General features: G+C 73.4%; 10 protein-coding genes. 9 read left to right on the top strand and 1 reads right to left on the bottom strand.

What is annotated here, in order from left to right; genetic code table 11:
• The first annotated feature begins 37 nt into the window (after positions 1 to 37).
• From rsmI to ACFVXG_RS07435, 7 genes are all read left to right on the top strand, one after another.
• Positions 38 to 931: a 16S rRNA (cytidine(1402)-2'-O)-methyltransferase gene (gene rsmI, locus ACFVXG_RS07465; RefSeq protein WP_387925230.1), complete on the top strand. Its 894-nt coding sequence runs from the start codon at positions 38 to 40 to the stop codon at positions 929 to 931.
• Between the two features lie 229 nt (positions 932 to 1160).
• The gene (locus ACFVXG_RS07460) at positions 1161 to 1592 is read left to right on the top strand and encodes a hypothetical protein (protein WP_387925229.1); all 432 of its coding nucleotides are present in this window, start codon (positions 1161 to 1163) and stop codon (positions 1590 to 1592) included.
• Between the two features lie 179 nt (positions 1593 to 1771).
• Positions 1772 to 3391: a methionine--tRNA ligase gene (metG, locus tag ACFVXG_RS07455; protein WP_387925227.1), complete on the top strand. Its 1620-nt coding sequence runs from the start codon at positions 1772 to 1774 to the stop codon at positions 3389 to 3391.
• Positions 3391 to 4269: a TatD family hydrolase gene (locus tag ACFVXG_RS07450; RefSeq protein WP_387925225.1), complete on the top strand. Its 879-nt coding sequence runs from the start codon at positions 3391 to 3393 to the stop codon at positions 4267 to 4269. The genes metG and ACFVXG_RS07450 overlap by 1 nt, the downstream gene beginning before the upstream one ends.
• A 112-nt stretch (positions 4270 to 4381) precedes the next feature.
• On the top strand, positions 4382 to 5308 hold the full coding sequence (rsmA, locus tag ACFVXG_RS07445) for a 16S rRNA (adenine(1518)-N(6)/adenine(1519)-N(6))-dimethyltransferase RsmA (protein WP_387925223.1): 927 nt from the start codon (positions 4382 to 4384) through the stop codon (positions 5306 to 5308).
• Positions 5305 to 6222, top strand: a complete 918-nt coding sequence (locus ACFVXG_RS07440; protein ID WP_387925221.1) for a 4-(cytidine 5'-diphospho)-2-C-methyl-D-erythritol kinase — start codon at positions 5305 to 5307, stop codon at positions 6220 to 6222. Before rsmA ends, ACFVXG_RS07440 begins: the two co-directional genes overlap by 4 nt.
• Before the next feature lie 187 nt (positions 6223 to 6409).
• On the top strand, positions 6410 to 8224 hold the full coding sequence (locus ACFVXG_RS07435) for an ABC-F family ATP-binding cassette domain-containing protein (RefSeq protein ID WP_387925219.1): 1815 nt from the start codon (positions 6410 to 6412) through the stop codon (positions 8222 to 8224).
• Positions 8225 to 8243: 19 nt separating this feature from the next.
• Here the strand turns inward: ACFVXG_RS07435 and ACFVXG_RS07430 are convergent, their stop codons facing one another.
• The gene (locus ACFVXG_RS07430) at positions 8244 to 10127 is read right to left on the bottom strand and encodes an FUSC family protein (protein WP_387925217.1); all 1884 of its coding nucleotides are present in this window, start codon (positions 10125 to 10127) and stop codon (positions 8244 to 8246) included.
• Positions 10128 to 10445: 318 nt separating this feature from the next.
• Between ACFVXG_RS07430 and ACFVXG_RS07425 the strand changes: the two genes are divergently transcribed.
• Both ACFVXG_RS07425 and ACFVXG_RS07420 read left to right on the top strand, forming a co-directional pair.
• Positions 10446 to 11024 carry a hypothetical protein gene (locus tag ACFVXG_RS07425; RefSeq protein WP_387925216.1) on the top strand — a complete coding sequence of 193 codons (579 nt, stop codon included), beginning with the start codon at positions 10446 to 10448 and terminating at the stop codon, positions 11022 to 11024.
• A gap of 42 nt (positions 11025 to 11066) precedes the next feature.
• A complete protein-coding gene (locus tag ACFVXG_RS07420) occupies positions 11067 to 12716 on the top strand; it encodes a WXG100 family type VII secretion target (protein WP_387925215.1) in 1650 nt (549 codons plus the stop codon).
• The last annotated feature ends 22 nt before the right edge of the window (positions 12717 to 12738 follow it).

Raw genomic sequence — 12738 nt, 5'->3', positions numbered from 1 at the left:
AAGCTCCGGGGGCGATGGAGCTGCGAAGATGGGGTCCGTGACAGGAGTACTGGTTCTCGCAGGCACCCCCATCGGCGACGTCTCGGACGCCCCGCCCCGGCTGGTCAACGAACTGGCGACGGCGGACGTCATCGCCGCCGAGGACACCCGTCGGCTGCGCCGGCTCACCCAGGCGCTCGGGGTGACCCCGGCAGGGCGGGTCGTCTCGTACTTCGAGGGCAACGAGGTCGGCCGCACCCCCGAGCTGGTCGAGGCGCTGCTCGGCGGCGCCCGGGTGCTGCTGGTCACCGACGCCGGGATGCCCTCCGTCTCCGACCCCGGCTACCGGCTGGTGGCGGCCGCCGTCGAGGCGGACGTGAAGGTCACCGCGGTGCCCGGGCCGTCCGCGGTGCTCACCGCGCTCGCGCTGTCCGGCCTGCCGGTCGACCGCTTCACCTTCGAGGGCTTCCTGCCGCGCAAGACCGGCGACCGGGCCCGGCAGCTGGCCTCGATCGCCGCCGAACCGCGCACCATGGTCTTCTTCGAGGCGCCGCACCGGATCGCCGAGGCGCTGGCCGCGATGGCCGGGGCCTTCGGGCCGGAGCGCCCGGCCGCCGTGTGCCGCGAGCTCACCAAGACCTACGAGGAGGTCAAGCGCGGGCCGATCGGCGAGCTGGCGGCCTGGGCGGCGGACGGCGTCAAGGGCGAGATCACCGTCGTGGTCGCGGGCGCCCCGCCGGCCGCGCCCCGGGAACTGACCCCGGCCGAGCTGGCCCGGCTGGTGGCCGTCCGGGAGGAGGCCGGGGAACACCGCAAGGAGGCCATCGCGGCGGTCGCGGTCGAACTGTCCGTGCCCAAGCGGGAGGTCTTCGACGCGGTGGTCGCGGCGAAGAAGGACGGACCGAAGGACGGACCGAAGGACGGCCCCGACGGGGCGCCGAAAAAGGGGTGAATTCCGGGGGTTGCGTGGCGGGCGGGGAGTCGTACCTTGGAGTGAAGGCCCGGCTAAACGCCCGCTGAGCTGAAGGTTCGACCCCGGATTCCGGTTCGCGACGCGCCCTTTGTATAGGGCTCGCCAACCCGCTTCCAAGTCTTCACAAGAAGGGCGTCAGCCAGGGCGGTACGGGCATTTCCTTGAACGGAAAGACCCAGCCGGGCGAGGGCCCGACGGGCACTGGGAGTTGGCTATGAGCGACACGATCGGTAGCCCCCGCAGTGGCAACGCGCTGAGCGCCCCCGGCCTGGCGGGGCGGGCGCACACTCCCGTCGAGACCGTGCGGGAGGCCTACTCCTTCGCCTGCCTGCGCTGCGGGTACGGCTGGGAGCAGGCGTACGACATCGAGCACCACGTGGCCCGGGACGGCCACACCGTGTTCGAGTACCACGCCAACGGTGTCCGGGTGCCGTCCCCGCTGCTCAAGCCGACCTGCCCGGGATGCGGTGGACACACCGTCCGGATCATGCGCGAGGGCCGGGTGGCCGTCGCCGACCAGCCCTGGCAGCACGCCCCCGGCTACCCGGCGCACGCCGAGCCGGCCGGGGCGACCCCGGCGTCCGGGGCGGCCGAGCCGCAGGGACGCTGGGCCCGGTTCTGGTCGCGGCTCCTGGGCTGACCGGGCCGACGGGCCCGGGGAGCGCGACCGGGGCCGCCCGCCGCGAGCAGTGCGGCGGGCGGCCCCGCAGTACGTGGAGGTGCTGAGGGCCCGGCGGGGCGCGGGGGCGCCGGGGCCCGGCACGGCGCCGGGGTAATGCGGTCGAGGGGTGCGTTCGGGCCCGACTAAGCTTTCCGACCATGGCGGCCACTGCAGACCACAGCACCACCGGGGCGAGCACCCCGGCGTACTACGTTTCCACCCCGATCTACTACGTCAACGACCGTCCCCACCTGGGCCACGCGTACACCACCGTGGCGGGCGACGTCCTCACCCGCTGGCACCGCCAGCGCGGCGAGAAGGTGTGGTACCTGACCGGCACCGACGAGCACGGTCAGAAGATCATGCGGACCGCCGAGGCCAACGGCGTCAGCCCGCAGGAGTGGTGCGACAAGCTGGTCGAGGAGGCCTGGAAGCCGCTCTGGCAGCACCTGGAGATCGCCAACGACGACTTCATCCGCACCACCCAGGAGCGGCACACCGACCGGGTGCAGGAGTTCGTCCAGGAGCTGTTCGACAAGGGCGAGATCTACAAGGGCGGCTACTCCGGCCCGTACTGCGTCGGCTGCGAGGAGTACAAGCTCCCGAACGAGCTGCTCGACGGCGCCACCGAGGACGAGAAGCTCTGCCCGGTCCACAAGAAGCCGGTCGAGTGGCTGGAGGAGGAGAACTACTTCTTCCGGCTCTCCGCCTACGGCGAGCGGCTGCTGGAGTTCTACGCCGCCAACCCCGACTTCATCCAGCCGGCCTCGGCCCGCAACGAGGTGCTGCGCTTCGTCGAGCAGGACCTCAAGGACCTCTCGATCTCCCGCTCCACCTTCAGCTGGGGCATCCCGCTGCCCTGGGACGAGAAGCACGTCCTCTACGTCTGGGTCGACGCGCTGCTGAACTACATCACCGCGGCCGGCTACGGCAGCGACCCGGAGCGCTTCGCCGAGCTCTGGCCGGCCTCCGTCCACCTGGTCGGCAAGGACATCCTGCGCTTCCACGCGGTGATCTGGCCGGCCATGCTGATGGCCGCGGGCCTGCCGCTGCCCAAGCGGGTCGTCGCCAACGGCTGGCTGATGGTCGGCGGCGAGAAGATGTCCAAGTCCAACCTGACCGGCATCGCGCCCACCGACCTGACCTCGCACTTCGGCGTCGACGCGTACCGCTACTACTTCCTGCGGGCGATCCCGTTCGGCACGGACGGCTCGTTCTCCTGGGAGGACTTCACCGCCCGCTACACCTCCGAGCTCGCCAACGACTTCGGCAACCTGGCCTCCCGGGTCGCCGCGATGGTCGGCAAGTACTTCGGCGGGGCGCTGCCGGCCGCCACCGCTGCGGGCGAGGCCGAGCAGGCCGTCGCGGACGGGCTGGCCGCGGCCGTCGCCGCCGCCGACGCCAAGATCGGCGAGGAGCTGGACTTCGCCGGCGGCCTCGCGGCGATCTTCGAGTTCGTCAAGCAGGTCAACGGCTACCTCACCACCCAGGAGCCGTGGAAGGTCGCCAAGGACGAGTCGGCCGAGGGGCAGGCCCGACTGGCCACCATCCTCTACACCGCCGCCGAGTCGCTGCGCGGCACCGCCGTGCTGCTCAACCCGGTGATGCCGTCCACCGCCGAGAAGCTGTGGGCCTCGCTCGGTGCCGCCGAGGGCCTCGGCGCGCTCGCCGACCAGCGCGTCGCCACCGCCGGCGACTGGGGCCGGCTGCCCGCCGGTGCCACCGTCACCAAGGGCGACATCCTGTTCCCGCGCCTCGAAGAGAAGCCGACCGCCTGATGCCCGCCAAGGACGACGACCGGTCGACCCCGCCGCCGCTGCCGGAACCCCTGGCCGTGGCGGTGGCCGACTCGCACACCCACCTCGACATGCAGGCCGGCACCCCGGCCGAGGGGCTCGCCCGGGCCGCCTCGGTCGGCGTCACCACGGTCGTGCAGGTGGGCTGCGACGTGCCCGGCTCGCGCTGGGCCGCCGAACTGGCGGCCCGGTACGAGCAGGTGCACGCGGCCGTCGCCCTGCACCCCAACGAGGCGCCGCGGATCTTCCTCGGCGACGCCGACGGGTGGTCCGGACAGCAGCGGCTCGCGGGCGGGCAGGCGGCGCTGGACGAGGCGCTCGCCGAGATCGACGCGCTGGCCGCGCTGCCGCAGGTCCGCGCCGTCGGCGAGACCGGCCTGGATTATTTCCGCACCGGGCCGGAGGGCGTGGAGATCCAGAAGGAGTCGTTCCGCCGCCACATCGAGATGGCCAAGCGGCACGGCAAGGCGCTGGTCATCCACGACCGCGACGCCCACGAGGACGTCATCGCCGTCCTGCTGGCCGAGGGCGCCCCGGAGCGCACCGTCTTCCACTGCTACTCCGGCGACGCCGGGATGGCGAAGACCTGCGCCGAGCACGGCTGGTACCTCTCCTTCGCCGGCCCGGTCACCTTCAAGGCCAACCAGCCGCTGCGCGACGCCCTCCTCGCCACCCCGCTCGACCGGATCCTGGTCGAGACCGACGCCCCCTTCCTCACCCCGCACCCGTACCGGGGGCGGCCGAACGCGCCGTACCTCATCCCGGTCACGGTCCGCTCGATGGCCGCCACCCTGGGGCTGCACGAGGACGAGCTGTCGACGGCCATCGCGGCGAACACGGCGCGGGCCTTCGGGTACTGAGCCGTCCGCTGGCCGTCCGCTGACCGTCCCCTGCCCGGCCGAGCCCCGGCCGGGCGGGGCGGCGCGGTCCGGCGCGTCCGGACGGCGCCGCCCGCGCCCGTATCCTTGGCGCGTGAGCACCACCGACCCCACCCCTGACAGCCACCTGCTGGGCGCCGCCGACATCCGGGAGCTGGCGGCCGCGTTCGGCGTGAAGCCGACCAAGCAGCGCGGGCAGAACTTCGTCATCGACGGCAACACCGTGCGGCGGATCGTCCGTGCCGCCGAGGTGACGGAGCAGGACGCGGTGGTGGAGGTCGGGCCCGGGCTCGGCTCGCTCACGCTGGCGCTGCTGGAGGTCGCCCGGCACGTCACCGCGGTCGAGATCGACCCGGTGCTCGCCCAGCACCTGCCGGACACCGTCGCGGCCCGGATGCCCCGCAAGGCGGACTCCTTCGACCTGGTGTTCAGCGACGCGATGGAGGTCACCGAGCTGCCCGGCCCGGCGCCCACCGCGCTGGTCGCCAACCTGCCGTACAACGTGGCCGTGCCCGTCCTGCTGCACATGCTGGCGACCTTCCCCAGCATCGAGCGGACCCTGGTGATGGTGCAGAGCGAGGTCGCCGACCGGCTCGCCGCCAAGCCCGGCAACAAGGTGTACGGCGTCCCGTCGGTCAAGGCCAACTGGTACGCCGAGGTGAAGCGGGCCGGCGCGATCGGGCGGAACGTGTTCTGGCCCGCCCCCAACGTCGACTCCGGGCTGGTCTCGCTGATCCGCCGCGACCCGCCGAAGACCACCGCCAGCCGCACGGAGGTGTTCGCGGTGGTCGACGCCGCGTTCGCCCAGCGCCGCAAGACCCTGCGCGCCGCGCTGGCCGGCTGGGCCGGCTCCGCCGCCGGGGCCGAGCAGGCGCTCGCGGCCGCCGGGATCGACCACAAGCTGCGGGGCGAGATGCTGACGGTGGAGCAGTTCGCCGCGATCGCCGAGCACAAGCCCGTCGGGCCGGTGGCTCCGGCTGCGCCCGCCACGTCTGCCGCATCTGCTGAGGACGACGAGTGATCACCGTACGGGTACCGGCCAAGGTCAACGTCCAGCTCGGGGTCGGCGGACTGCGCGCCGACGGGTTCCACGACCTGGCCAACGTGTTCTTCGCGGTCGCCCTGGGCGACGAGGTCACGGCCAGCCGGGGCGAGGGCGTCACGCTCAGCTGCTCCGGACCCGACGCCGGCGCCGTCCCGCTCGACGACGGCAACCTCGCCGCCCGCGCCGCCCGGCTGCTCGCCGCCCACCACGGGATCGCCGACCCGGGCGTGCACCTGCACATCGCCAAGGCCATCCCGGTCGCCGGCGGCATGGCCGGCGGCAGCGCCGACTGCGCCGCCGCGCTGATCGCCTGCGACGCGCTGTGGAAGCTCGACACCCCCCTCGCCACGCTGCTGGACCTGGCCGCCGAACTGGGCTCCGACGTGCCGTTCGCCCTGCTCGGCGGCGTCGCGCTGGGCCGCGGCCGGGGCGAGATCCTGGAGCCGGTCACCGTCTCCGGCACCTTCCACTGGGTCTTCGCGGTCGCCGACGGCGGCCTGTCCACCCCCGCCGTCTTCCGCGAGTGCGACCGGCTGCGCGAGGAGGCCGGCACCGGCTCCAGCGACGTCCAGGTGCCCACGCCCGACGCCGACCCGGCGCTGCTCGCCGCCCTCGCCGACGGCGACGCCGTCGCCCTGGCCACCGCGCTCACCAACGACCTCCAGCCCGCCGCGCTCTCGCTGCGCCCCGCGCTGGCCGCCACCCTGCGAGCCGGCACCGAGGCCGGTGCGCTCGGCGCCCTGGTCTCCGGCTCCGGGCCGACCTGCGCCTTCCTGGTCAAGGACGCCGAGGCGGCCGCCGCCGTCGCCGAGGCGCTGCTGGCCTCCGGCACCTGCCGGGCCGCGCACGCCACGTACGGGCCGGTGCCGGGGGCGTCGGTGCTGCCGTAAGGCGGTCGTGCGGCGGTGCGGGCGCCGCCTCGGGGCGGCGAGGATGCCGCCCAGGGGTGGTGCGGGTGCCGCCTCGGGGCGGTGAAGGTGCGGCGGCCCGCCCATTAGGCTGGGGTGATCGGGGCGTCCCCGAGAGCGGGGCGGGCTGGGCCCGCCCCCGACCGCCGAACCCAGGAGCGCAGCACACGTGGCCGTCAACCTCGCCACCATCGAGTCCGTCACGAAGGTCTACGGCACCCGCGCCCTGCTGGACGGTGTGAGCCTGGGCGTGAGTGAGGGCGACCGGATCGGCGTCGTCGGCCGCAACGGCGACGGCAAGACCACCCTGATCCGGATGCTCGCCAAGCTGGAGGAGCCCGACGGCGGCCGGATCACCTGGAACGGCGGCCTCGAACCGGCCGTCCTCACCCAGCACGACTCGCTCGACCCCGAGGCCACCATCCGGCACGAGGTGATCGCCGGCCGCGCCGACCACGAGTGGCTCGGCGACGCCCGGATCCGCGACATCATCGAAGGCCTCTTCGGCGGCCTCGACCTGCCCGGCTTCGCCGACGGCCTCGACACCGTCATCGGCCCGCTCTCCGGCGGCGAGCGCCGCCGGATCGCCCTCGCCAAGCTGCTGCTCGGCTCCCCCGAGCTGATCATCCTCGACGAGCCCACCAACCACCTCGACGTCGAGGGCATCAACTGGCTCGCCCAGCACCTGCAGAAGCGCCGCTCCGCGCTGGTCTGCGTCACCCACGACCGCTGGTTCCTCGACCAGGTCTGCACCCGGATGTGGGACGTCCAGCACGGCGAGGTGCACGAGTACGAGGGCGGCTACTCCGACTACGTCTTCGCCCGCGCCGAGCGCTCCCGGATCGAGGCCGTCGAGGAGCAGAAGCGCCAGAACCTCGCCCGCAAGGAGCTGGCCTGGCTGCGCCGCGGCGCCCCCGCCCGCACCTCCAAGCCGCGCTACCGGATCGAGGCAGCCAACGCCCTGATCGCCGACGTGCCGGACCCCCGGGACAAGAGCGAGCTGATGAAGTTCGCCAACGCCCGGCTCGGGAAGACCGTCTTCGAGCTGGAGGACGTCACCGTCAAGGCCGGCCCCAAGCTGCTGCTGGAGAACCTCACCTGGCAGCTCGGCCCCGGCGACCGGATCGGCCTGCTCGGCGTCAACGGCGCCGGCAAGACCTCGCTGCTGCGCGCCATGCGCGACGCCTTCGCCAGCGAGGGCGACGTGCAGCCCACCTCCGGTGTGATCAAGGTCGGCAAGACCGTGCGGCTGGCCTACCTGTCCCAGGAGGTCGCCGAACTGGAGCCGACGACCCGGGTGCTGCAGGCCGTCGAGCAGGTCCGCTCCCGGGTCGACCTCGGCAAGGGCCGGGAGATGAGCGCCGGCCAGCTGTGCGAGCAGTTCGGCTTCGGCAAGGACAAGCAGTGGACGCCGGTCGGCGACCTGTCCGGCGGCGAGCGGCGCCGGCTCCAGCTGCTGCGGCTGCTGATGGACGAGCCCAACGTGCTGTTCCTCGACGAGCCGACCAACGACCTGGACATCGAGACCCTCAACCAGCTGGAGGACCTGCTCGACGGCTGGCCCGGCTCGATGGTCGTCATCAGCCACGACCGGTTCTTCATCGAGCGGACCACGGACGTCGTCCACGCGCTGCTCGGCGACAAGAAGATGCGGATGCTGCCCGGCGGCGTCGACGAGTACCTGGAGCGGCGGGCCCGGATGGCCGCCGCCGCGGCGCAGGCCGCCCCCGCCGCCGCGGCCCCGGCCGTCGACGCCGCCGCCGGGCTGTCCGGCGGGGACCTCCGGGCGGCCAAGAAGGAGATGCAGAAGATCGAGCGGCAGATCGCCAAGCTGGACGAGAAGGAGTCCAAGCTGCACGCCCAACTCGCCGAGCACGCCGCCGACTTCTCCAAGGTCGCCGAACTGGACGGGAAGCTGCGCACCGTCCGGGAGGAGAAGGAGGAGCTGGAGATGACCTGGCTGGAGCTGGCCGAGCAGGTCTGACCTGCTCGACGTTCCCGAACTACCGCTGCCTGAGCAGGAGTTCCAACTCATCCGCCGCACGGCCCAGCGCACTGAGCGCCGGGTCGTGCGGCGCGTCGGGAGCACCGGACACCGGCCTGGCCGGCGGCCTCGTCGGCGGTCGGTGCTCCCGGGCGGCGGCCGCCAACTCGTCCAAGGCCCGGCGGACCCGCTCGGTCTCCGCCGGATCCGGCACCCGGCCGCCGTACCGGATCTGCGCGGCGAACGCCGCCACCGCCCCGCCCAGCCGCTCCAGTGCCGCCGTGGCCGGCAGCCACTGCTCGGCCGACCGGCCCGCGGGCGGCGGCTCGGCCAGCCCCCGCCGCACCTCCTGCCGGGCGTCCGCCAACGACCGGTAGGCCGTACGGCGCAGCCACACCTCGCCGGTCCGGTGCTCCGTCACCGCGTCCAGGTAGGCGCGCAGGGCGGTCGTCGCCGTCACCAGCCGCGGCTCGATCCGGTGCCGAGGACGCTCCGGCCACAACAGGTAGCCGAACAGCAGCACGATCGCGCTCGCCAGGACCGTGTCCAGCACCCGCGGCCGGAACTCGGCCGCGCTGCTCTGCCCGCCGAGTTGGAGCAGCACCAGCGCCATCGGCGTCATCGCCACCGTGTTCAGCCCGTAGTGCGCCGCCGTCACGTACGGCAGCAGGGCCACGCACAGCGCCGCCACCGCCGTCAGCGCCCACTCCTCGGTGGTCCACGCCAGCAGCGCCGCCGTCACCGCCACGCCCAGCGCCGTGCCGACCGCCCGGCTCACCGCCCGCAGGAACACCGAACCCAGATCCGGCTTCAGCACGAACGCGATCGTCATCGGCACCCAGTAGCTCTTGCTCAGCGGGTAGTTGGCCGTCACCGCCGAACCCGCCGCGATGCACAGCGCCACCCGCAGCCCGTACCGGACCGACGGGCCGGACCACAACCTCCCCCGCAGCCGCCACGGGTCCGGCGGCGGCGCGGGAGCCGCGGCGATCCGGGCCGGCCGGCCCGCGACGGCGTCCGCGGCGGCCCGCAGCGCCACGTCCAGGGCCTGCCGCGCCGGGGTGTCCGGCCGCCACTCGGGCACCACCACCTCGCCACCGCCGCGCCGCACCGCCTGCGCCAGCCGGTCCGGGACCGCCGCCACCTCCGGCGGCACCGGCCGCCGCGCCCACAACAGGCCCGTCGCCGCCTCGGTCGCGGTCAGCGCCGCCTCGTACACCGGGCGCAGGGCCGTCCTGCCGTGCCCGGGGAGCAGGTCCTGCCACTGGTCCAGGCGGGCCGTCAACACCCGGCGGGACTCCGCACCCCGCGCCGTACCCAGATCGACGAGCACCCGGCCGAGCGCCTCGTACACCGCCGCCAACGCCCGGGTGCGCGGATCGCCCGCGCGACCGGGCAGCCCCAGCAGCACGACCAACGCCGCCCCCGCCAGCAGCATCGGCGCCGCCGCCCACCACGGCCCCGGCAACGGCATCCCACTGCCCAACGCCGCCGACACCAGCAGCAGCATCCCCGCCGCCGACCCGCGCGGGCCCGTCGCACTCAGCGCGCCCGACACGAACGCCGTCAGCGTCAGCCCGACCCCGAGTGCCACCGCCCCCGCGTGGGCGTGCTGCAAGGCCGTACCGATCAGCATCCCCAAGGCCGAAGCCGACACCGCCGACCCGATCCGCGCCGTCCGCAGCCGTACCGGCTCCACGCGGTCGTTCATCGTCGCGTGCATCGCCCCCAGCCCGGCGAACACCCCCAGATCCAGCCGGTGCGCCCCCAGCCCCACCGCCAGCGGCACCGCCATCCCGACCGCCGCCCGCACCATCAACACCACCGGCACCGGCGGCCGCGCGGGCCGTACGGCCCGGGCCCACCAGGGGGTCGCATCTGGATTCGGCTTGTGTTCAGGCATGTCGTCACACGTCCGTTCTGCGGCCACGGCTCGCTGCTGAGCGACATTGCACGGCAGATGGGGCGTACCGGGGCAGTCTATCCAGCGGCCCGACCCCGGGTTGTACGTGTCAAGTTCGTACCGATCGCGCCCGCGCGGACCATGGGCCCTGCCGGGCCGACAGAGGCGATGGCTACCATGACAGAGGCGGGGGCCGACCCCAGGGCGGGCGGTCGCACCGACCAGGACGGCACCAGCCAGAAGTTGACGGTGTGTTGCGGTACGGAAGCCCGGGAGACGCCCGGAGCGGCCGGCCGTACGGGGGAGAGGTGGATTGCTGTGGGAGAGCCGACGACCACGCCGGGCGCGGGTACGACGCCGGCACCGGGGACGCCAGCGCCGGGGACGCCGGACGCGACGCCGTTCATGCTGGACGGGCCGACGATCCCGCTGCCCTGGGGGCACGGGATCAAGATCGCCCCTGTGGTCAGCACCGTGCAGACGAGCGTCAGCGCGGGCGACTTGGTGGCGGCCTTCGGGAAGAACGACGTCCAGGTCGAGCTTCAGACGCTCACGGCGTTCGCCACGAAGGTCGAGGCCCTGCTCGCCGCCATGGAAGGCTCGGAAGCCGCGCCGTACAAGCTCGAAGCGCAGAAGCTGACCCAGGCGAACTTCGTCAGCGGGGAGAACCCCGGGGCGCTCTCGGAGGCAGTGGCCCTGAATTCCGCCTACAACAAGGTCCACCGCCAGCTCGTCCAGCTCCACAAGGACTTCAAGGCGCAGATCCAGGCGATGCAGAAGGCCGTCGTCCAGTCGGCGGGCTCCTACGGGACCAGCGACGAGAACGCGGCCGCCGACCAGAACGCAGTGGCGAGGAGCGCGGGCGTCACGGGGCCGAAGGAAAAGACGAACCTCTGACGGCGGCGCGGGAGAGGCTCACGGGGAAACGGGGAACAGGTCATGGCAGACGAATACAACGACATGAAGCACGCCGAACTCAAGGCGCTGGTCGACCGCACCACGCCTGACGTGCTGCTGAAGCGAGCCGGCAAGCTCCAGGACGCCGGTCGGGTTCTGACGGAACTCAGTACGGCCCTCCAGGCCCACCTCGGCACGGTCACCTGGGAGGGGCAGGCCGGCGAGAACTTCAAGACCTGGGTCGGGAACCTGTACAAGTCCGCGGCGATCATCGGTGAACACTCCACGACCGCCGGCGGGGCGATGACTCAGGCGGGTGAAGCGCTCAGCACGGCCAAGGTCGCGATGCCCCAGATTCCCCAGCAGGCGATGGACAAGGTCGCCGCTTACGAGAAGCAGACGATTCCCCCGGACGTGCAGGCGAAGGTCTCGGCGGTCGGGGGCACCGCCGACGAGTACATGAAGGCGAAGCTCAAGGACGCTTGGGTCAGCGACGGCGAGTACAAGGCGTTCAAGGCGACGATCCAGACGGAGCAGCAGGAGGCCGCCAAGCAGGTCGGGAACCTGGCCCAGGCGTACAGCGCGGCGACGACGACGCTGAACGGGATTCCCGCCGACGTGACGTTGCCGGGGACGCCCGATGCAGAGCGGAACAAGGGCGGGGAATCGGAATACACGGGCGGTGGTGGCTACGGTTCTGGCTCGAGAGGCGCCCTCCGCAGCCCCCGTACGAACGGCGGCAGCGCCGGTGGGAGCTACAGCCCGTCCGGTGGCAGCTACGGTGGCGCCACCATGAGGCCCCGCGATCCGGCAACGAGCTGGCAGGACCCGTCCAACCCGACCCACCCCGGACCGGTTCCCCCGTACGACCGTGGCCAGCTGCCTCCGCCGCCGCAGGACCCGGGCACCCCCACCCCGCCGTCCCACCCGTCGGACCCGGTCACGCGCCCGGGTACCGGCCTCGACAGCATCCCGACCCTGCCGGACCAGACCACCCCGGTCGGCCCCGGTAGCGGCCCCGTGCTGCCGAGCGGCCCGAGCGGAACTCCCACCTACCCGGGTGGGCCCGGTGGCCCCGGCAGCTTGCCCGGCCTGCCGGGCAGCGGGCCGATCGCGGGCTTCCCCGGCGGGACCGGCGGCGGTTCCGTCCCGACCAGGGGCATCGGCAGCATTCCCGGTAAGGGCGGCGGCTCGGTTCCCCTCCGTACCGGCCCGTTCAGCGGTGGCTCGGTTCCCGGCAAGGCCGGTACCCCCGGTCTCCCGAACGGAGCGGTCTTCGGCCGTGAGGGCGCGATCGGTGGAGGTCGGGTCGGAGGAACGACTCCGGGCGGCGGCATGGGTGGCATGCACCCGGGTATGGGCGGCGGCCACGGTGTCGGCGGCGGCGGTGTCGGCGGCTCGCGTGGTCGCGGGCTGACCTCGACCCCCGGCGGTACGGTCGGCGGCCGCAAGGGCCCCGCTGCCGGTGGGGAGTTCACCCCGGGCGGTACGGGCCTGCGCATCCGTGCGGCCGCGGCGGGAGCCGCCGAGGGCGGTGCCCGGTCCGGACAGAACGGCATGATGGCCCCGGGCGCGGGCGGTCACGGAAACCGGAAGGAACGCGACCGCCGCAACCGCGCGGACTACCTCCACGAGGACGAGGAGACCTGGACCAGCGGTACGCCGGACAGCAACCCGGACGTGATTGAGTAGGTAACAAATGACTGCCCGGCCA

This window comes from Kitasatospora sp. NPDC058162 (assembly GCF_042884005.1).
GTDB lineage: Bacteria > Actinomycetota > Actinomycetes > Streptomycetales > Streptomycetaceae > Kitasatospora.
Note: the sequence above shows the minus strand (reverse complement) of the source record. Positions and strands in the feature narration are given on the sequence as shown.

Bases quoted from the DNA above. Each gene is read 5' to 3' on its own strand.
- metG (WP_387925227.1), top strand. From the start codon at position 1,772: ATGGCGGCCACTGCAGACCACAGCACCACCGGGGCGAGCACCCCGGCG.
- ACFVXG_RS07450 (WP_387925225.1), top strand. From the start codon at position 3,391: ATGCCCGCCAAGGACGACGACCGGTCGACCCCGCCGCCGCTGCCGGAA.
- ACFVXG_RS07430 (WP_387925217.1), bottom strand. From the start codon at position 10,127: ATGCCTGAACACAAGCCGAATCCAGATGCGACCCCCTGGTGGGCCCGG.
- ACFVXG_RS07420 (WP_387925215.1), top strand. From the start codon at position 11,067: ATGGCAGACGAATACAACGACATGAAGCACGCCGAACTCAAGGCGCTG.